This window comes from Pseudomonas putida, from assembly GCF_028682175.1.
Taxonomy (GTDB): Bacteria; Pseudomonadota; Gammaproteobacteria; order Pseudomonadales; family Pseudomonadaceae; genus Aquipseudomonas; species Aquipseudomonas putida_AD.
On record NZ_JANHKS010000013.1, the window covers coordinates 17,638 to 37,535 of the forward strand.

At 59.4% G+C, this 19,898-nt stretch carries 14 protein-coding genes and 2 pseudogenes; 2 read left to right on the forward strand and 14 right to left on the reverse strand.

The features are described 5' to 3' along the window. Nucleotides 1-138 precede the first annotated feature (138 nt). On the forward strand, nt 139-933 hold the full coding sequence (locus NPS29_RS28865) for an Abi family protein (protein WP_425312493.1): 795 nt from the start codon (nt 139-141) through the stop codon (nt 931-933). On the opposite strand, the gene NPS29_RS28870 is transcribed toward NPS29_RS28865, so the two are convergent. Together NPS29_RS28870 and NPS29_RS28875 are read right to left on the reverse strand one after the other, a co-directional pair. Then, a complete protein-coding gene (locus NPS29_RS28870; RefSeq protein WP_400605209.1) occupies nt 875-1,288 on the reverse strand; it encodes a CZB domain-containing protein in 414 nt (137 codons plus the stop codon). The two genes, NPS29_RS28865 and NPS29_RS28870, sit on opposite strands and share 59 nt — an antisense overlap. Nucleotides 1,289-1,297: 9 nt before the next feature. Further along, nucleotides 1,298-2,017: pseudogene (locus NPS29_RS28875) on the reverse strand (methyl-accepting chemotaxis protein); the annotation flags it as partial. 299 nt (nt 2,018-2,316) lie between these two features. Here NPS29_RS28875 and NPS29_RS11520 point away from each other — a divergent pair. After that, nucleotides 2,317-3,507, forward strand: coding sequence for an HD-GYP domain-containing protein (locus NPS29_RS11520; RefSeq protein ID WP_274132665.1), 1,191 nt, complete (start codon nt 2,317-2,319; stop codon nt 3,505-3,507). Between the two features lie 27 nt (nt 3,508-3,534). Here NPS29_RS11520 and NPS29_RS11525 read toward each other — a convergent pair whose 3' ends face one another. The 12 genes and pseudogenes from NPS29_RS11525 to NPS29_RS11580 all read right to left on the reverse strand — a co-directional run bounded on the left by NPS29_RS11525 (nt 3,535) and on the right by NPS29_RS11580 (nt 19,738). Further along, entirely contained in the window at nt 3,535-3,804 is a 270-nt protein-coding gene (locus NPS29_RS11525) for a helix-turn-helix domain-containing protein (RefSeq protein ID WP_274132666.1), read from the reverse strand. Continuing rightward, a pseudogene (locus NPS29_RS11530) lies at nt 3,801-4,649 on the reverse strand (HipA domain-containing protein); the annotation flags it as partial. The gene NPS29_RS11525 and the pseudogene NPS29_RS11530, both read right to left, overlap by 4 nt. 147 nt (nt 4,650-4,796) lie before the next feature. After that, nucleotides 4,797-7,556, reverse strand: a complete 2,760-nt coding sequence (locus NPS29_RS11535) for a LuxR C-terminal-related transcriptional regulator (RefSeq protein ID WP_274132667.1) — start codon at nt 7,554-7,556, stop codon at nt 4,797-4,799. A gap of 453 nt (nt 7,557-8,009) precedes the next feature. Then, nucleotides 8,010-10,223: a T6SS phospholipase effector Tle1-like catalytic domain-containing protein gene (locus NPS29_RS11540; protein ID WP_274132668.1), complete on the reverse strand. Its 2,214-nt coding sequence runs from the start codon at nt 10,221-10,223 to the stop codon at nt 8,010-8,012. A gap of 11 nt (nt 10,224-10,234) precedes the next feature. Continuing rightward, nucleotides 10,235-10,750 carry a DUF3304 domain-containing protein gene (locus NPS29_RS11545; RefSeq protein ID WP_274132669.1) on the reverse strand — a complete coding sequence of 172 codons (516 nt, stop codon included), beginning with the start codon at nt 10,748-10,750 and terminating at the stop codon, nt 10,235-10,237. A 3-nt stretch (nt 10,751-10,753) separates the two neighbouring features. Continuing rightward, on the reverse strand, nt 10,754-11,278 hold the full coding sequence (locus NPS29_RS11550; RefSeq protein ID WP_274132670.1) for a DUF3304 domain-containing protein: 525 nt from the start codon (nt 11,276-11,278) through the stop codon (nt 10,754-10,756). An 11-nt stretch (nt 11,279-11,289) separates the two neighbouring features. After that, nucleotides 11,290-11,805, reverse strand: coding sequence for a DUF3304 domain-containing protein (locus NPS29_RS11555; RefSeq protein ID WP_274132671.1), 516 nt, complete (start codon nt 11,803-11,805; stop codon nt 11,290-11,292). Then, nucleotides 11,798-12,637: a DUF4123 domain-containing protein gene (locus NPS29_RS11560; protein ID WP_274132672.1), complete on the reverse strand. Its 840-nt coding sequence runs from the start codon at nt 12,635-12,637 to the stop codon at nt 11,798-11,800. The genes NPS29_RS11555 and NPS29_RS11560 overlap by 8 nt, the downstream gene beginning before the upstream one ends. 11 nt (nt 12,638-12,648) lie before the next feature. Continuing rightward, nucleotides 12,649-15,429 (reverse strand): type VI secretion system Vgr family protein, encoded by a 2,781-nt coding sequence (locus NPS29_RS11565; RefSeq protein ID WP_274132673.1) that lies wholly within the window; start codon nt 15,427-15,429, stop codon nt 12,649-12,651. A gap of 300 nt (nt 15,430-15,729) precedes the next feature. Next, nucleotides 15,730-15,942, reverse strand: a complete 213-nt coding sequence (locus NPS29_RS11570) for a DUF6124 family protein (protein WP_274132674.1) — start codon at nt 15,940-15,942, stop codon at nt 15,730-15,732. Between the two features lie 556 nt (nt 15,943-16,498). Continuing rightward, nucleotides 16,499-17,863 carry a DUF1329 domain-containing protein gene (locus NPS29_RS11575; protein ID WP_274132789.1) on the reverse strand — a complete coding sequence of 455 codons (1,365 nt, stop codon included), beginning with the start codon at nt 17,861-17,863 and terminating at the stop codon, nt 16,499-16,501. Between the two features lie 15 nt (nt 17,864-17,878). Beyond that, the gene (locus NPS29_RS11580; protein WP_274132675.1) at nt 17,879-19,738 is read right to left on the reverse strand and encodes a DUF1302 domain-containing protein; all 1,860 of its coding nucleotides are present in this window, start codon (nt 19,736-19,738) and stop codon (nt 17,879-17,881) included. Nucleotides 19,739-19,898 lie beyond the last annotated feature (160 nt).

Sequence of the window (19,898 nt, forward strand, 5' to 3'; positions counted from 1 at the left end):
AATTGCCCTTTCTCGACAGGGCGTCCTTTCACGATGCAACAGCAAGAACCCGATCCCAATTCGCAGCTCTCCCCGGGAGCATATCAACGACCCTGGAAATCATTCGTTGATCAGCTGGATCTGCTCAAACGCCGCGGCATGAACATTAGTGACGAGAGGTGGGCACTCCATCAGTTGGAGCATATTGGTTACTACCGGCTCAGCGGCTACTGGTATCCATTCAGATCTTTCGAGCTCACGCGGGAGTCGGGCAGGGAGCAACTTGGCTACGTTAAAACGGATCTGTTCGAACCTGGAACGCAGTTCAACGATGCAGTGAATCTGTACCACTTCGATAAGCAGCTTCGCCTGATCCTCATGGACGCACTGGAGTCCATTGAAATTGCCCTGCGCGTCGATATCGCTTACCGGCTGGGCGCCAGAAAACCGCTCGCCCATCTGAATCCGGCAGCGCTACACCCGTCATTTGCGGCTCGGCTCTCAAGATCCACAGGCAAAACTGCCTTTGAAGCATGGCAGCAGAAATACAGCGCACTGCTCAAGCGATCCAAGGAAGACTGCTATTGGCCATCGTCCTGCACATGGTTAAGCACGTTGCACCTCACTCTACGTGGCATCAGTACCTTAAGCAGCACCTCGACCGCTTCCCGCTGCAACACTCCAGCCGAAAGCTCTCCCTCGCAGACTCAGGTGCGCCGCCCGAGTGGGGGGCTTGGTGGTCCGAACACTTTTCTACAGGCAAATAAAAACCCCCGCGTAAGCTCAATGAAGAGCCAAGAGGCGGGGGCCGTGTTGGGATGTATGTTAAGCGTCAGCCCTAGGCGTAGGCAACACACACACTTGTCCCGTTACATTTTTTTGGACTCCACACTTTTCAGCCCAGCCCCATTCTCCTGCCTTTCAACAACCCCTTCACAGCCTGCATCACCGTGACGTTCGCGGCCTCCATCTTCGCGACGTGCTCCAGCGTTTTTTCCAGCTCGCCCTGTGCATGGGCATCGATGGCGGCCTGGCCGCTGGTGTGCACCAGTTGGTGGGGGATTTCCAGGCGGCGGAATTCGGCGCTGCGTTGCTGGTTGGGGTCTTGCTGTTCGTAGTACCACTTGCCGAACAGGCATTCGGTCTCGTCGGGCAGGACAAGAGGTTCGGGGCGCGGGTTGAGCAGGCGGTCGTAGACGGCGACCTTGAGGGTGAGTTCTTCCATGTTGGCCAGTTCGATCTTCGAGAGCAGGTGCGACTGGTCGATTTCCCGCTGCATGGTCTGGGCTTCGTCATACATGCCGGCCATGGCCTGGGCGGTCTTGTCGATGACCACGGAGAATGCACCGGATGCCTGGCTCTGTTCGGAAATGGCCTGTTTGGCAACCCGGATGTCCTGCTGGATGGCCGAGGTTTCCTTGACGATTTCCTGCGTGGCCTGGGCGGTTTTCTCAGCCAGGTGACGGACTTCTCCTGCAACCACGGCGAAGCCACGGCCTGACTCACCGGCTCTCGCCGCCTCGATGGCGGCATTGAGGGCCAACAGGTTGGTCTGGCGGGCGATGTCACTGATGAGGTCGACGATGCGGTCAATTTCACCCGCACGACCCACCAGATGGTTGATCACGGTTTCCAGTGCATCGACACCCGCTTCCATCACCCGCGACTGCTCCTGCAGGTGGCTGATCTGCTCGCGATTGTCGATGGCCGAGCGGGCAACGTTATCAGCGCGCTGATGGTTGGTCTTGAGTTGCTGGTTGAGGGAGGAAAAGGACTCGCTGACGTGGGAAAGAGAATTGCCACACGTAAGTAGATTCTCAGAAAGGCCCCGATAGAAGTCGCGCTGGCGCAGGTCGTCTTTTTTCGCCTCACGCAGCTCGACAATCGAAGCCTGCAGCTGCTCAGCCGTCGGGCCGCTTCGGCCCGTTGACGCCGATTCCACCTGAGGCACAGCGGCCTCTTTCCACCACATCAGACCCATGCCATCCCCCTGCCCCGCCAATGCGGGCGAAAGCGCGGAAAGTACGGTTGGCCGCATCTGGATGAAAAGATCCAATTGTGCGGTAACGGCATAGACCACCGTTCTGACAGTCCGCTCGGGCGCTGTTTTTCCGTGGCCGACCTCTTCGACAACCGGTCTGTGATCGGTAACTCATTGTTTGCACACAAAAAGCAAAATCCCTGCGAGTGGGCCACACTTTTCCTTAATGATTTCTTCAAAGACCCGCTCGTATACTGGCACTGCGCAACCATCGGATTGGCTGGCGCTCGAGAGAAAAGCAAACAACTCGATGCCCTTGCAGGAAAGCCCGGACCTGAGCGTTAAAGAGTTGTCTTATGCTGAGAAAAATCGCCGTATCCGATCTCACTCTGGGCATGTATATCCATGAGTTCTGTCGCCCACGGATCAACGATCCCTTCTGGACTGAACATATCGAACGCGAACTTCGCGATGAAGCGGTGTTGCGTCGTATCCAGGCCTCGACCCGCGAGGTATGGATCGACATAGGACGCGGCAGGAGCCCCGATGGCTCGACGCCCTGTGAACGCATCGCTGCGCCCCTCATCCGCGAGACCGACACCGCGCCTGCCTCCATGGACAAGGAACTGGCCCGCGCCAGGCTGATTTGCGGGCGGGCCAAAGCGGCGGTCATGACCATGTTCAGCGATGCGCGCATGGGGCGCTCGATGAACACCGAGGACGTCGATTTATTGGTCGAAGAAATCTCGACCTCGATCATGCGCCACCCCCACGCGTTGATCAGCCTTTCGCGCCTTAAGACCTCCGACGAATACACCTATATGCATTCAGTGGCGGTCTGCGCGCTGATGGTCGCCCTCGCCCGGCAGATGAACCTGAGCGAAGAACAGGTGCGCGAGGCAGGGGTTGCAGGGCTGATGCACGACGTCGGCAAGATGACCATCCCCCAGGCCATCCTCAACAAGCCGGGCAGCCTGACGCTGGATGAATATGAGGCCATGAAGATTCATCCCCAGGCCGGATTCGAGATTCTTCGGAGCACCGAGCAGGTGACTCAAGCGGTCATGGACGTCTGCCTGCACCACCACGAGAAAATCGACGGCACGGGTTATCCGCACGGCCTGAAGGGCGATGACATCAGCCTGTTCGCCAGGATGGGCGCGATCTGCGACGTGTACGACGCCGTCACCTCGGAACGGCCCTATAAAAAGGGTTGGGACGGCGCGCAATCGATTCGCGAGATGGCCTCATGGAAAGGGCATTTCGATGAGCAGATATTTCAGCACTTCGTCAAAACCGTGGGGATCTACCCGATCGGCGCCCTGGTACGCCTCAGGAGCGAGCGGCTGGGCGTCGTGCTTGAGCAAGGCGAGAAATCGCTGCTGCATCCGAAAGTGAAAGTCTTCATGTCGACACGAACCGGCCTCTCCGTCCCCCATGAGGTCATCAACCTCTCGCTGGGACAGGACATGATCGTCAAATACGAACTCGCCCAGGATTGGGGCGTCAGGGATGTGGAGACCCTGTGGGCAGGCGCGCCTGGGTGAGGCGTTGCCTGCCAGGGCAATTGCATATCAGCGCCGCGTAGGAACGATGCCTACACGCATCCCGAACGGCTTGAAGACCGCGTTAAGCGTATTGATGGTGGGATTGCCTTCGTCCTGTTCGATCTGCCGCAGGGTGCGCAACGAAATCTTGCACATATCGGCAAACTGCTCCTGACGTAATCCGGTGATCTCGCTGCGCAGCCGCTTGACGGCGGCTCCGATGCTGATCGTTCCCTCCGCCAGTTGCGTGCGCAACTCATCCAGGATGATGCCGCGCTGGCGTAGTTCATTCGTCATAGCAGGCCCCATGCTTTCAGCGTCGCATCCAGACGAGACAAAGCGATGCGCGGATGCTTGAAGGTCATGTGCGGCAACCCTGCTTCGCTCAATAGATCAGGCAAGGCAAGAAAGCGGCGGGCGTCGTCCCTGAGTCCCTCGAACCACTGATCGCTGTCGCCCCACACGGCGAGCGACCTGCAAGCTGCCATCCAGTCCACTTCACCTGCACGCTCCACCGGATCAGGCCACTTGGTCGTGCGGGTTATTCCCTCTTCGTCCATGACCATGGGCGCCAAGTCATAGATGGGCGATAAGGCCAGACGCTGTGGGTCACGTACGATGGAGGTGTTGCGGCCATGATTGTCGCTGTTGCCCAGAATCTGGTTGATCAGATCCCGGCGAAGATACTCGGCGATCAGTTCGGGAATCTCATCCCGCTGCCCATTGGCCTCCCAAGCCTGGGCAAGTACTTTCACGACATCTACATGGGACATGTAGCTGCCCGGGCGGGTGATCTGTGCCAGGGAATACACTGACTCTACGGCCTGCCGGCTCACCCCGTCCTCGCTCACCGTGCGATCAAAACGCTTCATCCACAGGCTGGGCTTGGCGGACTCCTCCAGCGTCATGCCATCGCACGACACGGTGTTGACCCCGATACGCTCCAGTGCCTGGTAATAACAGAACTCGCTTCTGAGGATGGTTCGATCTGTCTCATTGCCTTTGTTACGCGAGAATTTGACGAACCAGTGCTGACGGACCAGATTGTCTGCGAGGGTGGCATCGGGGTGCAAAAAACCGCCTGCATCCTCAGCGAGCAACAGCTTCGGCGCCTCGCCCCCTGCCCCTGTCGCGCCACCGATGGTCGGCATACAACTGTAAGGTAAGCAGCATGAACGCAACTCGGCAATTTAATGCCTATGACCATAGCCAAGACGAAGCAAAAAGGCAATTTAATGCCGACCAAAGCGCTTACGTTCAAGAAATCGGCACTTTAATACCGATTTATCTCACCCCAACAACCCCAACTCCTGCGCCCGCGCCACCGCCTGGGTCCGACGTTCGACCCCAAGCTTGCTGTTGATATGGCTGGCGTGGGTTTTGACGGTGTGCAGGGAGATGAACAGCCGGTCGCTGATTTCCTGATTCGAGCAGCCCTGGGCGATGAGTTGCAACACGCCCAGCTCCCGTGCGCTCAGGGCGTCTGTGCCGGCGCAGGCGATCTGTTCAGAGGGATCACGCGCGCAGGGCAGGTCTTTGTCGGTGCCTGGGGGAAGCTGGTCGAGCAGGTAGCTGACCAGTCGGCACGCAGGGCGCTTGAGCAGTTGTTCGCGCAGCCAGTCGGGGTGTTGGCGGATTACACCGAGCAGCGGCAGAATGGCTCCGCCGGTGGCGGCCTGTAGCGCAGGTTCCAGCAGTTTTTGTGCGAGGGCGCGGTCGGATGCGTCCAGCGCCAGCAGGATGTGCTGGCTCGACGCATGCAGCGCGAGCACACCTGCGCCGGTTTTCAAGGCGTCGTCTCGCAGCTGTGTCAGGCGCAGGGCTGATTGTTCCGTGCGGCCCTGGATCCGGTCGAGCATGGCGCGCAGCAGTTCGATGTGCTGCGGCATCTGCGGCAGGCATTCGGGCGCTGCGGCAGGATGCTCGCCACCGTAGGTCTGGCCCAGGCGCAGCAGCCAGGCGTCGGCCAGGTCGATGCGGCCCTGGGTCAGCCACAGTTCGCATTTGGCCAGGGTAATCATCGCCAGGTAATACACTGGCGGCACGTCCCAGATGTGCATCAGGCGTTCGGCTTCGGCCAGCTCCGCGAAGGCCTCGGCAAAGCGCCCTTCCCGGCCTTCCAGCCCGGCGATCACGCAGTGCCCGATCAGCACGCTGATGTCACGACAGGCGCGGGCTTCGGCAAGGCCTGCGGCAAGGCGCTCGCGTCCGGCCACCGGTTGCAGGCACTGGGCGAGCAGGTAGCCTTCGTACAGCGTCAAACGCGCACGCACGGCATACAGGCGCTGCGAAGACAGTCCGTTCAATCGCTTGAGGCCCTGACGCACCTCTTCCAGGGCGCGCAACGCCTCGCCGCGAGCCTGCAAGGTGCGCGCACGATCGTAATGCGCCAGCGCTTCGAATAGCGGATTGGCCACCCGCTGGGCCAATTCGAGCGCTTCACGATTTCGTGCCCGGGCGCGCCACAGGTCGCCCTCGGCAATCGCCAGATTGGCCAGCGTCGACAGACACATCAGCCGCTGTCCGTAACGTTTCTGCGGAAGGCTCGCCAGCGCCTCGCTGCAATAGCGATGGGCCGTTTCGCTGTCGCCGCGCCCGCGGGCAATGATGCCGCTGAGCGCGAGCCATTGGGCCAGCATGGATTTCTGCGCGGTGGCCGAAGGCGCCGGTAGAAAGCGACTCAGTTGATTGCCCAGTTCCTCGGCGGCATCCAGCTGGCAGGCCAGCCCCAGCGCCCAGGCGTACAGCACGATCAGACGCGGCGTGCTGACCAGCAGGCTGTCGGGCAGGTCCATCTTCCAGCGCAGCAGCATTCCGACGTTCTGCTCGGCGAGCAATTGCTCCTCGGAGAGGTTTTGTACCAGGTTGGCCGCCACATCCAGATGGCCCGCGCGCAGGGCCTGTTCGATGGCTTCATCCAGCAGGCCCTGTTCACTGAACCAGCGGCAGGCATTCAGATGCAGGCGCCGTTGCTGCGGCGCGACGTTACTGCCAGCGCGGGCGCGCAGCAGGTCGGAAAAAAGATGGTGATAGCGAAACCAGCGCCCGGTTTCGTCCAGCGGCACCAGAAACACCTGATGCGCTTGCAGGAAAGCGAGCATTTCGCTGCTGTCGTGGGTATCCCGGGCGGCATTGCACAGGGCTGCGCAGAATTTTTCGAGACAGGCCGTTTCATAGAGGAAGGCCTGCACATCGGCAGGCAGGCAATCGATGACCTCTTCGAGCAGATACTCCCGAATCAGCCCTTCTCCGCCGTTGAACCCGTGATTCAAGGCATCGCTGCCGGCTTCAGTGGCTGCCAGTTGCCAGAAGCGCAAACCCGCGACCCACCCCTCGCTGCGTTGCAGCAGTGTGTGCAACGCTTCCTCGGTCAGTGAACTGCTGTGCTGCTCAAGGACCGCCAGTGATTCGTCGTGGGTAAGGCGCAGGTCCTGCTCGGAAAGCTCGAGCAACTGCCGGGAAAGACGCAGCCGCGCCAGATGCCAGTCAGGACGCTGGCGGCTGGTGACCATGACGATCATGCCGGCCGGCAAGTGATTGAGCAGGAATTGAAGGCAGCGATCCAGCACGGGGCCCTGCACCAGGTGATAGTCGTCGAGCACCAGCAACAGCGGCTTGCTCAGCATCAGGTGCATCGCCAGCTCGTCCAGCAGGCCGTCGAGCCATTCTTCGAAGGCGAAAGGCTGGTGCCGCTGACGCATCTTCAACAGGCCCAGCGCCTGATTGCCCAACTGCGGGAAAAACTGCTGAAGGCCGCAAAGCAGCCGTTCCAGAAACCGCCCCGGATCGCTGTCGCGCTGGCTCAGGCCCAGCCAGAGGCTTTGCCACTGACTGGGCAGGCTCTGACAGAACTCCACCGCCAGCGAGCTCTTGCCGAACCCGGCCGGCGCGCTGACCAGCAACAGGCGACCGGACAGACCGGCGCTCAAGCGCTGGCACAGCCGGGGTCTGGGCACATAGCCTTCGGGCAAGGGTGGGCGGAAGAAACGTCCTTCCAACGCAGTGACTGCGTGATTTGCGAATCCCTGCAAACGCGACAGATCAGTCATGGCCGGCTCTTGTTGAGATGCTTGTTATTCGGCGTTCAGATGATCCGGAGACTAGCGGCTATGCCTGGAGTTTTGAAGAAAGTTCGACGAAAGTCTGTAAGAAAACATATCCAATCAACAGTGCGAATGTTGGTTCATATGTTTTGGAGAAGGGCTGCATGACTTCGCATACCCGTAGCAGCCGGGCTTGCCCGCGGGAGCGATCTTGAGGACGCCCCCGCCGGCAAGCCGTGCTGCTACGGTGGGCGGTGTGGAACATCAATATCCGAGATGCCGAAGAAGCTGTAGGAGTGAGCTTGCTCGCGATGGGGCCGGGTCAGTCACTATTGTGGTGTCTAACCCAGCCCAGTCGCGGGTAAGCGCGCGCCTACAGGAGAACGGTTTAACCGATCGTCATCAGGCTCGCGTTACCACCTGCTGCCGCGGTACAGACGTTCCAGCGCGCGTCGGATCTCAAAGCCTCGGCAATCCATGACTAAGCCAGCGCTTCAACTCATCCGCCACGCTTTTTTCCAGCGACTGCTCGGGGTCTTGCAGCAACTCGGCAGCCGCGTCGAGCAGACCTTGCTGGCCATTGTCTACACCGGTCATGATCGAGCGGAAATACTCATCACTGTACACCTTGACCTGATTCCAAGCCGTCTCGGCCTGTTCGCTCAACGTCGGCTCCGGAGCGTAATGGGTGCGCCAGCGCAGGTAGCCCCAGATCGAGCTGCTTTCGCGGCCAGTTGACTCAAGGGGCAGGCTGCCGTCTTTTCTGTAGCGCAGGATGGCTTCGCGATCAGAGTCGCTGAGGGGCAGCGGGGCGTATTTGGTCGTGCGCCCATCCGCCATCGGCTGGTAGGCGCGAAAAGCCCCTTGAGGGTCTTTTTTGACTTCGTTCATCAGCGACTCCCACCGCTGCTGTCGCGATTCCAGCTCCCGCATCCGCCCGCGTTGGTTGGATTTCCAGACGTCTTCGCTGGTCGCGCCGAAGGGTTTGAACCAGGCGCGTGAGTCGTGCACATGATCGTCGAACATCTTGATGGCGCGGGGATCGAGAATGGCGGGCTGTTGCCAATGGGGTTTGACCTCTCGCCATTGGCGGACCTTTTCGCCCCAGATCGCTTGCTCAAACGCTGAGTAGGCAGCCCGTAGCGGCATGGCCGCCAGCAGCGTGCGTTTCATCCAGCCGTCGGAGTAGGCGAATTCGTTTTCACGTGTCAGCAGGTCGCGCATCTCTTCGCGCAATTCGTCATTGGCCCTGCGCAGGTCTTCGCCGTCTTGCGGGTTGAAGGTCTCGGCCCTGCTGAAAAAAGGCTGCTGCTCCAGCGCATTGTCGTCGGTGCTGACCCGCAGACGCCGCCAGCGCAGGTACAAAGCGTATTGAGTGCGCGCCGCTTCAGTGGTACTGGCGCCCGCGGGTGTCAGCTCATTGACCAGGTCGACGTAGTCGTTGAAGGCGGTGCGCAGTGTGGGGGAGATTTTCAGTGCGTTTTTTATTTCAGGAATGATGTGCGGGCCTTCCATATTTAACGGCACACCCGCAGCCACAGCACTGCGATACATCTTCGCCAACGGGATTTGCGACAGCTTGGAGCTGTCGTCGTGATTGCCGGCTTCATCACATCCCCGACCCTGTTCGCCGGGCGGGTAACCGCCACCGACATCCGAATGCACCCCGGGGTACACCAACTCGGTGCAGTTGCGCCGCTCACCAACCGTGTCCAACGGGAACGAGCCGCGCACTTCATGGGCCGAGACCAGGTGCAGGGTTTGTTTGACGTAGTCCGGGATGCGCAAAAATTGCTCCTGCCCCCAGCCGCCATGGCCCTTGAAGAACATCGCGCTTTGCGCCAGCCCCACCGAGGCCACAGTGTCGAAAATGCCCAAGAAATCTACGCTCACCGGTACCCCCGCCAGGGTCATGTCATCGTCCAGCGCGTCTTTCAACCAGTTGCAGAACACCCGCGCTTCAGCCGCGCCTCGGGAAAAGCCGAATACCGAGATGCGCATCTTGAGTAGCTTGGGTTTGCGTTTGGCGAGCTCATCTTTGAGCTCTCTGGACACAAAATCCCGGCGCTCCTTGAGTACCTGTCGACGAACCTTGTGCCGAGGTTCCACCGAGGCGGTGTCAAGGATGTAACCCAGCGTGCCAAGGGTGGTGGCATTGCTCAGCTCTTCGATTTCATCGGCGCCCGTGGCCTTGAGAATCTGTTCCGACAGGTTGATATCGGTAGACATACGCTTGACCAGATCAAGGTCATTGGTGCGCATTTTGTAGCTGACAGTCGAGGCTTTGAGGCGCCGATAAAAATAATTAGTGATCTGCAACAGCGCCCAGTTGATGCGTGCCTCGCCACCCCATCCTGCACCAAGCCCGGCTCGGGCGTGATATCCGCGTCCGGTGTCGCTGGTTTCTTTTTCAAATGGCGTGCCTACTCCGGGTACGTAGATACGTGCCTGCTCTTTGGCTTCCTCATAAGTGTCGTAAAGGCGAGCTACATTGCTATGCGCTTGTTTGGGGATGTCCCGCTCACGATTGTTATTGGTGCCATCGAAGAAAAACCCCAGGTGGAACTCAGTGGTGCAGGATGTTCCCATCGCATTGAATTTATCAGCCAGACAAAGACATTGTTCATCGAGTGTTAATGCGAATGGATCAATTCCTACTTTCTCAAGTTGCATGATCTATTCCTTTAGTAAAAGAAACGGGCTTTGCAAACAGGATCAGCTTTACATACGTCATCTGGCCGCTGAAGCCCGCCTGCAAAATCAGGATGGCCAGGACCAAAGCTGGTTGGAAAGGCTTTTATCGTACCATCTGGAAAGAAAGCCAAGAAGAGGATGCTCGGGAAGTCATCGGTATAGGGCTCGATTGAAACTTCAGCTACATGTAAACCCGTTGGGTCTCGCTGGTAGAGTTCGTCATCCCGCCAATGTACTGTAATAGTCAGCCCCGGTCGCCATTTTGAAGGCACACCAACGCTGCCAGCAAATGAACTACCTCCTCGATGGTAGGGCATACTGCCTGCCCAGATATCATTTACGTAAACGACTCCAATGTGTTCATCGGAATAGTTGAGAATTGAAATGATTAACCCCAGTCCGTCGTCTTTCGGCGTTGGCTTATAAAACGTGAGCGTGAGTACAGTCATTAATAGTGTACTTGTCGTCAGCCACCAGACAATCCGGCCCAGGCGTTGTTTGGTCATGATCTATTCCTTTAGTTTAAAAAAGCGGGCTTTGCAAGCAGGATCAGCTTTGCATACGTCATCGGGTCGCTGAAGCCCGCCTGCAAAATCAGGATGGCCAGGACCAAAGCTGGTTGGAAAAGCTTTTATCGTTCCATCTAGAAAGAAGGCCAAGAAGAGGATGCTCGGAAATTCGTCGGTATAGGGCTCAATCGACACTTCTGTCACATGCAGACCCGTTGGGTCCATTTGATAGAGTTCGTCATCCTGCCAGTGCACTGTAATAGTCAGGCCTGGTCGCCACTTTGAAGGCAGCCCCACACTTCCGGCAAGCGAGCTTCCTCCACCGTGACTTTTCATTCCGCCGGCCCAGATGTCATTCACATATACGACGCCTAATGGCTGGTCTGCATAATTGAGAATTGAAATGCCCAACCCAAGGCCTTCATCTTTGGGTTCTGGTTTATAAAAGGTGAGTGTCAGTACAGTGATGACTAATGTCGCTGCTGTCAGCCACCAGATAATCCGGCCCAAGCGTTGTTTGATCATAGTCAATTCCGTTAGTCAAAAAACTTTGCTTTGCAGGCCGGGTCGGCTTTGCACATGGTATCGGGACGATCCAGGTCGTCCGGAAAATCCGGGTGTTGTGGGAAATAGCTGGATGGATAAGCCTTTATTTTTCCATTCGGGAAAAAAGCGAGAAATAAAATGCTTGGAAAGTCGCCGGTATAGGGCTCGATCGAAACTTCAGTAACATGCAAGGCGTCACGATCTTTTTTATAGAGCTCATCGTCCTGCCAGTGCACGGTAATTTTCAACCCCGGTCGCCATTTGGAGGGTAGCCCCACGCTTCCAGCGAGAGAACTTCCACCGCTGTGACTTGGCATGTTGCCAGCCCAAATATCATTCACATATACAACGCCTAATGGCTGATCTGCGTAATTGAGAATTGAAATGCCCAGCCCTAGGCCTTCATCTTTGGGCTCTGGTTTATAAAAGGTGAGTGTCAGTACAGTGATGACTAACGTAGTTGCCGTCAGCCACCAGATCATCCGGCCCAGGCGTTGATTATTCATTCAGCGTCCCATGCTTTGAAGCCACAGTTACCAGAGCGGCCTGCAACAGCGCGGTTTTGAAAATATTCAAGAGTTCGGCATCGTGCAGTTGTCGTGACTCTTCTCTTTGCAATACCTCACGCAGACACTCACACACCTGAGAAGGGGTGCCTGTGAGGTGACCAAAATGTTGTGGGTGTTGCTCGATCACCCGCAGCCACTTGCCTGGTTGGGACAATGCAATCAGCTGACTGATTTGCTCATCGCTAAACCGATAGGGCCCGGTTTGGGCTTCGCCTGTTGGCTCTGCGTCACTATCGACCTGGACCTGTTCGCCGTCCATTTTCCAGTACCACCACTGCATGCCCGGCAATAACAGACGTTGGCGCTGCTCGGCGGTAAGCACCTGGAGTAATGCGTGCAGCGCTCGGCTGTCGGCCAGGCGCATGACAAACCCTTCGCCCTCCGGATTCTGCGCGTCGAGTTGCTGTTGCAGATGTTTGAGCAGACCACCGTGCGGGCTGGCGACGAAGCTCAGCATCGGCGTGCCGCGTGTGTGATGCAGCAAAAAATCGATGACTTGCCGGCGCTGCTCGGGCGCTTGGGGCAAGGTCAGCAAGTGGGGGCTGAGTTCAGCCAGCCCAACGCCTTCAAACTTCCCGGCAAACAGGCTGTGCATTTCCAGCGTAGGGAAGTGTTGAACCCACTGTTCATGCAGGCCAGGTTTGAAGGCCATGTCGATCAACGCGTGGCAAGTGTGCGCGGGCAGGTTGGCCAGCAGTGATTGGGCAGCGTTTTCCGGGTAGGGATCGACCCAGTAAGGCAGGGGCGTCTCAAGTTGTAGTGTGATCATGGTGACTGGCCTCACGCATTTTTACTGGAAAGAGCAGAGCCGCCATTCATGGCCTTGAGCATGCACTCCACGCAGATCCCTTCTGGAAACTGCGGCACCTCATAAGGCACCGCTATCCCCGGCTCAAACAGATGCTCAGCCGCATGCAAGGTCATCGTCCCCGGGCAGGCGAAGGTGATGTTGCCGCCCTCGATGGTCAGGCTTGCGCCGCCATCGACCTTGATTGAAATGGCCTTGCCCGCCGCCAGCTCGGTTTCGGCATTGAGCGACATCAGCTTGAGTTCGCCCTGGGCAAGCACCTTGATGTCGTCGTGTTGGGCCTGCACGTCGAGCGGGCCTGCACCGCTGATCAGCGAGAGGCCGATGTCGTCGGCCTGTTGCGCGCCGCCGAGGTAGCCGATGGCCTGGCCGCTGTGCAGGCGCAGTTGTTCGCCGATGGCGAAGTTGCTGTCCTGGCCGCTGCCAAGCGTCATGGTTTCGCCGGCGTGGTGGTGCAGGCTTTGTCCGGCGATTTGCAGCAGGCTGTCGCGGGCGCTGAGGGTGAGCAGGGCATCGCCGGTCTGCGGAACGCGGCCTTCGGCTGGGTGGCTGTCGCGCAGCGGGGCATCGGCAAGGCCGTTGCTGAGCGTGTCGCTGGCCACGGTGGTGCTCAGGCTGGTGAACAACGCCTTGAGCGGTGCTTGATCGGCAATCAATGCGCTGTGGTCCGGCAGGTTGACGCCGCGTACGCTGCTCAGCGGCACGGTCTGGTGGATCTGCGCCGCAAGGTCGAAACGCCTGGCCAATGCCTGTTGTTGTTCGAGCAGGGCTTGCGCGGCGACCGCATCACCGGCCGGGGTCTGCGGGTCAATGCCATAGGTGCTCAACAGCAGGCCTTGTCGGGCACGGATGGCGCCGTAGGCATCGGTGCGCAGCTCGAACCCCAGACCGCGAAAACTGCCCCGGTAGTTGCCGGCCTGATGGATCAGGTGGCCGAGGTTGAGCTGACTGTGGGCCTGCGTGGTCGCCATCTGCAGACGGCCTTGCTGGTCGCTGTCATCGAGCACCAGTTGGTTGTAACCCTGGCCGTCGAAGCCCCGGGTCTTGATGCCGGACAACGCCGCCTGGTTGCGATGCTGATCTTCGCCGGGCCCGCCACCATGCCACGCCGGGCTGTTGCCGCCGCGGCGATTGAGTTCGGCGCTGGGCCGGTGATCGCGGGCTTGCCCGTAGGCCGAGAGGTCGGACTTGCCCGGTTGACCGCCCGGTGTCGGCGGCACACCCGCGTCGCCCCGGCCGTTGTACAGCGACTTGACGATGACCGGTCGATCCATGTCGCCGTCCATGAACTGCACCAGCACTTCCTGACCGATGCGCGGCAGGAACTGCGCACCATGACCGTTGCCGGTGAGCACCTGGGCCACGCGTACCCAGCACGCGCCGCGATCTTCCTCGGCCTGCCAGTGAAAGCGCAATCGCACACGGCCCCGCGCATCGCAATACAGCGGCACCCCGCTGCCCGGCGTCGTGCTGCCGTCAGGGCCGACGACAATAGCGGTTTGGGCGCCATGGGACGTGGGTACCGGGTTGAGGCGTTGTCCGGTGCCGTTGGCCAAGGTCGGACGCCAGCGCGTAAGGCGCGGTACCGCGCTGAATTGCTGGGCGTAACCCAGGTCTTGCGCGCGCACCAGCACATGCCGGGCAAATCGATCCAGCCCCAGCAGGTCAGGGCACCGATCCTCCGGCACCGGCACGGTCGCGGGCAGGTTGTTGACGCCGCAGCCGAGAATGCCGGTGTAGAGAAATTCAGATTGCCGCGCGTAGGGCCCTTGGTTGAGCCACGGCGCCTGGATCACCTCAAACCGCGTGCCGCAGCGGGCACTGCGAACGGTGCCCTGGCCCTTCCAGAAACGCCGGTCCACGTTGTGCGCGTCTTTGTGCAGCACCGCGTAGTGGCTGGCTTCCGCTGAGGTGAGAAATGCGTAGCTGCCCACCGGGTCGTAACTTTCCCGGCCCTCATCCGTGCTGAGCGAGAGCGATGCCGTGGTGGCCTGACGCGTTTTGTAATTGCTGCTGAGCAGGGTGGTACGCGTGCTGCCGGAGCGCACAGTCGGGCCCATCATTTGTACGCTGTCCTGCTCCTCGGCGCTGGCGGCGCGGTGGAAGCGCAGGCCCGTGGCGCTGGCCGAAGTCGAGTCCTCTTGCAGCAGCGTGCTGTCTCCGAAGATGATCAGACTGTGCCCGGCTGGCGCCTGTGCGTGTTCGACAAAGCAATATCCCAAGCCTTCTTCAGCCAGCAGCCGTTCGACGAAATCCAGATCGCTTTCCCGATATTGAGTGCAGTAACTGCGTGGGCGTACCCGAGTGAGCAAATGCTCGGCATCGCCTGTGATCTGCCAGTGTGCGTAGGCGGGATACCCGGCAAACACCTGCTCGACGATTTGCAGCACCGACAGGTCCTGAAACACCCTGCTGTTCCTACCTTGGGCCAGCACCCACAGCCACGGCCTGAGTTCCAGGTAATACCGGGTCAGCGCGCCGTCGGAATTTTGATTGCGGACACTGACGACCAAACCGCTTCGCGAACACCGGCTGCCGTCGGCCAACGTCGTTAGCAGGCGAAGTGTCTGGCCGAGCATTTTGTCGAACGCAATGTCATGTTCGGGACTGAGCGTCAGCAGGTCCCATCGGAACAGATTGGACAGCTGCTCGAACCCCGTCCATCGTTCGACAAGCATTTGGTCAAAGGGTGCGGGACCTTCCAGCTCATACAGTCGAGTAGCGCTATTGATGCGAGGTGTGAGAGTTGTCATAGAGGCTATCCATTGCGAAAGCGGCTTTGAAAGCCGCCAAGATAAATATCGTGATGAGTGTGAGCGCCGCTGAAATGCTCAGGCTGAGCCCACAGCCAACTAATCCATCAGACAAGACTGAGAAAAAGGGTGGGGATTTCCTACAGAAGCTGGCTGGGGTTGAAGCACGCGGAGGGCGACAAAGGTAACGGAGACTCGCTGGCAGGTCTGTCAGACGTTTCTGAAAATGCAGGAGGCGCCGCCGACACAACCAACGGCGCCAAGTATTTTCAGACGTGTTAAGTGGATAGGAGCGTGTTGCTATCGGGGTGGGAGGGTGTTTAGCGAGCGGTCGACGGCGGCTTTGGCCATGTCTATCAGGTGCACGACGGAGAAGGCCAGGTCGCGTTTGCTGCCGCTCAGGTGGTCGGCGCTTTCATAGGCGGTGGCGGTTGCGCAGCGCAACAGGTCGGATGCGTGGACGAGGGATTCTTCGAGGGAAGCGTGGGGCGGGTCTGGCGTGATTTTGAGCATTTTTTGGCCTTTAGGTTAATAAGGCCACCAATGCTTCGCTGCTAAACGAATGAAGGTGGCGACTTTGACACGGGTTAGCAGACTGGTCCCAAAAGCCCAAAAAACCAGCGCACGCGAACGTGCCCCGCGCAAAGCCGCCATAAAGCGGTTCTGCTGGCTTTGGATGACAATTTCAGGCTGCTAAACCCGGACGCTGATTCCAGCGACGGACGCAGAGTAGAGAGCGAAATCACCATGCACAAGCGGCTGAGAGTTTCTAGGAAATGTCCTGCACAAGAAAGGGAGAAGACTGTAAGAAAGGGGCTTCAAACGGGGGAATGTGTTGCAGGAAATGGCTGTTGTTGACCCTCCTCGCCCTCAGCAGTCCGGCTTGCCGGCGTCAGTGATTTCCAGGACGCAGACGCCGGCAAGCCGGACTGCTACAAAAAAACACCCCGACGAATCGGGGCGTTTTCTTCTTGCGGCTATGGGGTTCAACCATAGGGTAAGGCGGCGCAGGACAACGGTGCTTTGCAGCTGTGATCAACAAGGCAGCTCTGCGCCAATTCAGCTCAGATCAACGCACCCCTTCCTGGCGCAGGGCGTTGGGCTGGAAGTCACTGATGGAAGCCGTGAAACCGAAGTCGTAGGCCTTCTTCTCTTCGTTCTTCATGCCCAGCGCCAGGTAGCGGCCCGATTGCAGGTCATACAGCGCTTCCAGGGCGTACCACGGCACTTGCTTGTCGTAGTAGTTCTCGGCATGGGCCTCGGCCACGCGCCACAGTTGGCCACGACCATCGTAGTGATCGATCACCGCTGCCTGCCAGGTGTCTTCGTCGATGAAGAAGTCACGCTTGGCGTAGATGTGGCGCTGGCCGTCCTTGAGGGTCGCGGTCACGTGCCAGACGCGACGCAGCTCATAGCGCGCCAGGTCCTGGTTGATGTGGCCGGCCTTGATGATGTCGGCGTACTTGAGCTTTGGATCGTCGAGCTTGTAGCTGTCGGAGGCGATGTACATTTCCTGTTTGCCGATCAGTTTCCAGTCATAGCGATCCGGTGCGCCGTTGAACATGTCCAGGTTGTCGGAGGTGCGCAGGCCGTCGGCTGCGGTACCCGGGCCGTCGTAGGACACTTGCGGTGCGCGACGTACGCGACGTTGCCCGGCGTTGTAGACCCACGCCGCGCGTGGTTCCTTGACCTGGTCGAGGGTTTCGTGAACCAGCAGCACGGAACCGGCCAGACGCGCAGGCGCGGTCACTTCCTGCTTGAAGTAGAACAGGATGTTGCCCGGGTTCTTCGGATCGAAATCCTTCATCTTGTCGCGGAACACGAACTCATCGTGGAAATACACCGGGTTGAACGAACCGTTGGTCTGCGGCGTGGCCTGGGTCACCAGGCGCGACACGCTGCCGCCACGGTAGCGGGTGATGTGGTTCCAGATCACCTCAAGGCCGTCCTTGGGAATCGGGAACGGCACTGCGGTTTCGAAGTTTTCCAGACCGTTGCCGCCAGCGACCAGCTTGGTGCTGGTGGCGTTTTTCTTGATGGCGGCGAACACATCGGCCGGCACAGTGGCGCCACGGTGCGAGGGGTAGACCGGCATCTTGAAGCTGTCCGGGTAACGCTTGAACATCGCGTATTGGCCGGGCGCCAGCTTGTTCTTGTACTGCTCCACGTTCTGCGCGGTGATGGTGAACAGCGGTTTCTCGTTGGCGTACGGGTTGGCCAGGAAGCCCTTGTCATCGACCGCGCCGGCGTTGGTCGGCATCGGGCTCCAGGCCGGGATCGAATTGTCGGCGTTACCGGCTTTTTCCGCGCCCATCGGGGTCAGGGTAGTGCCCAGCTTGGCGGCCTCGTCCGGAGAAACTGCCGCCATCACGCTGGTGGCCAGCAATGACAGGCCCAGCATGGCGACAGGCAACAGACTCTTGGTGATTTTCATGTTCATAAATCGTCCTTAGAAGTTCACGCCGAAGCTGAGGGCCACGAAGTCGCGGTCATCCACGGTGCTGAAATCGCCGCCGAAGAAGTTGGTGTAGGAAAGGTTGGCGGTGTAGGTGTTCTGGTACTCCGCTTCCACGCCCAGGCTGACCGCCTTGCGACCTTCCTCGAAGTTGCCGCCAGGACCTGGCGAGTAACCCTTGACGTCATGGGACCAGGCCACGCTCGGCTTGAGGTTCACCCCGGCGAACACGTTGTTGTAGTCCCAGATGGCACGGGCGCGATAACCCCAGGAGGTCGCGGTGGTGTAGCCATCGTTGCTGCAGTTGGTGTTCAGGCCGGCGGCATTTGGCAGGCCACCGCCTTGTGCGGTCGAGTTGTTCAGCACGTTACAGAAGTTGCCGGGCAGCGAACCAGGGCCGAAGACCGGGTCACGGCCGTAGCGCGCATCGGATTTGCTTTCCAGGCCACCGACGTGGGTCACGCCGACTTCAGCGACGGTGGTCAGGCGGCTGGCGCCCATGATCTGGTCGAAGAAGTGGGTGAAGGTGGTCTGGAACTGGGTAACTTCCTTACGGTTGTAACCATGCAGGTCCTGCCCCGGAGTACCGGTCAGCACAGAGGCGTTGGCAAAGCCCGGGATCGGCGTCACACCGGCAAACAGGATGTCGGTGGTGCTCAATTGCACAGGCGCGTTCGGACGGTAGCTCAGTTCACCGCTCCAGGCCGTACCGGTAGGCAGGGTGGTGGAGAAGCTCAGGCCGTACAGGCGGATGTCTTCCGGATACTCGACGAAGTAGTTGGAGCTGCCCGCCACGATCAGTGGACGCAGCGCAGCCAGTGGCCCCAGTGGACGGGTGTACGCCGAAGCGGCGGCACCCTGGGCACTGAAGATCGGGTTGCGGCTGTGGTAATTCATGAAGTACGCGCCGAATTCGGTATCCAGCGGTTCGAAGTTGTAGTGCATCGCCACGCCGAACTGGCCGCTGTCGCGGGCATCGCGGTCCGGGCCACGGCGCACCAGCACGCCTTCCTGGTTCACGTCGACGCCAAGCGCGGTGAGGGTTGGCAAGGCGGCAGCGGGGATGGTCGAGCGCTTGTTCAGCACGCGCAGGTTGTTGCTGCAACCGTCGGCGATCACGTCAGGCTGGGAGAAGAAGGTGCCGCAGTTGTCGACAACGGTCTGGTCCCATTCGAGCTGGTAGAAGGCTTCGGCCGACAGGTTCTCGGTCAGGCTCTGGGACAGGTAGAACATGTTGACCGGAATCAGGCCTTCCTTGATTTCCGAGCCGGGACGACGAAACGCGGAGACGTCGATGGGGTTGATCGAGTTGATGCCGCCGCCGATGAAGGTACTTTCACCCCAGCTCACCACCTGCTTGCCGAAACGCACGGAACCCGGCTCATCGGCAATGGAATAGTTGTGGTAGACGAATGCGTCGAGCAGTTCGAAGCCGGACGACTTGGCGCCCTCCTTGCGGCCCGAATCGCTGATGTCCTTGAACTCGCGGTTTTCATCCTTGAGTTCGAAGTCGTACCAGTATTTACCGCGCATGAACACGCCGGTGTCACCGTATTTCAGCTCAAGGTCGTGCACGCCCTTGAAGATCTTGGAGAAGGTCTCCCCACGCTTGAAGTTCAGGTGACCGTCGTCGGAAGTCTGGGAAAGGCCCCGGCCGCCGTTGTTGACACCGATCAGGTCCTTGTTGGGCTTGGCGGTCGACCAGCTGGCGCCGATGGAGAGCGACGAGTCGAAATTGCCTTCGATTTCCCCGATGTTGAAACTGACGCCGAATGCAGGACCGGCGAGCGTTGAAGCGAGGCTGACGGCCAGAGGCAGTTTCGCCCGGCGCCAGAACTGGTTTGCAGATGTCATCGACGCTACTCCATGTGCTTTATTTTTATGGCAGTGGGTGCTTCCAGAAACGACCCAGGCTCACCGATCCGCAGTGGCTGAGTGGCAACGCGTGTCGGGCAGCCCATGTGAAGCTGCGAAACGACGTGGCGTTTTTCTCCGGTTCAGACCTGAAGCCGAC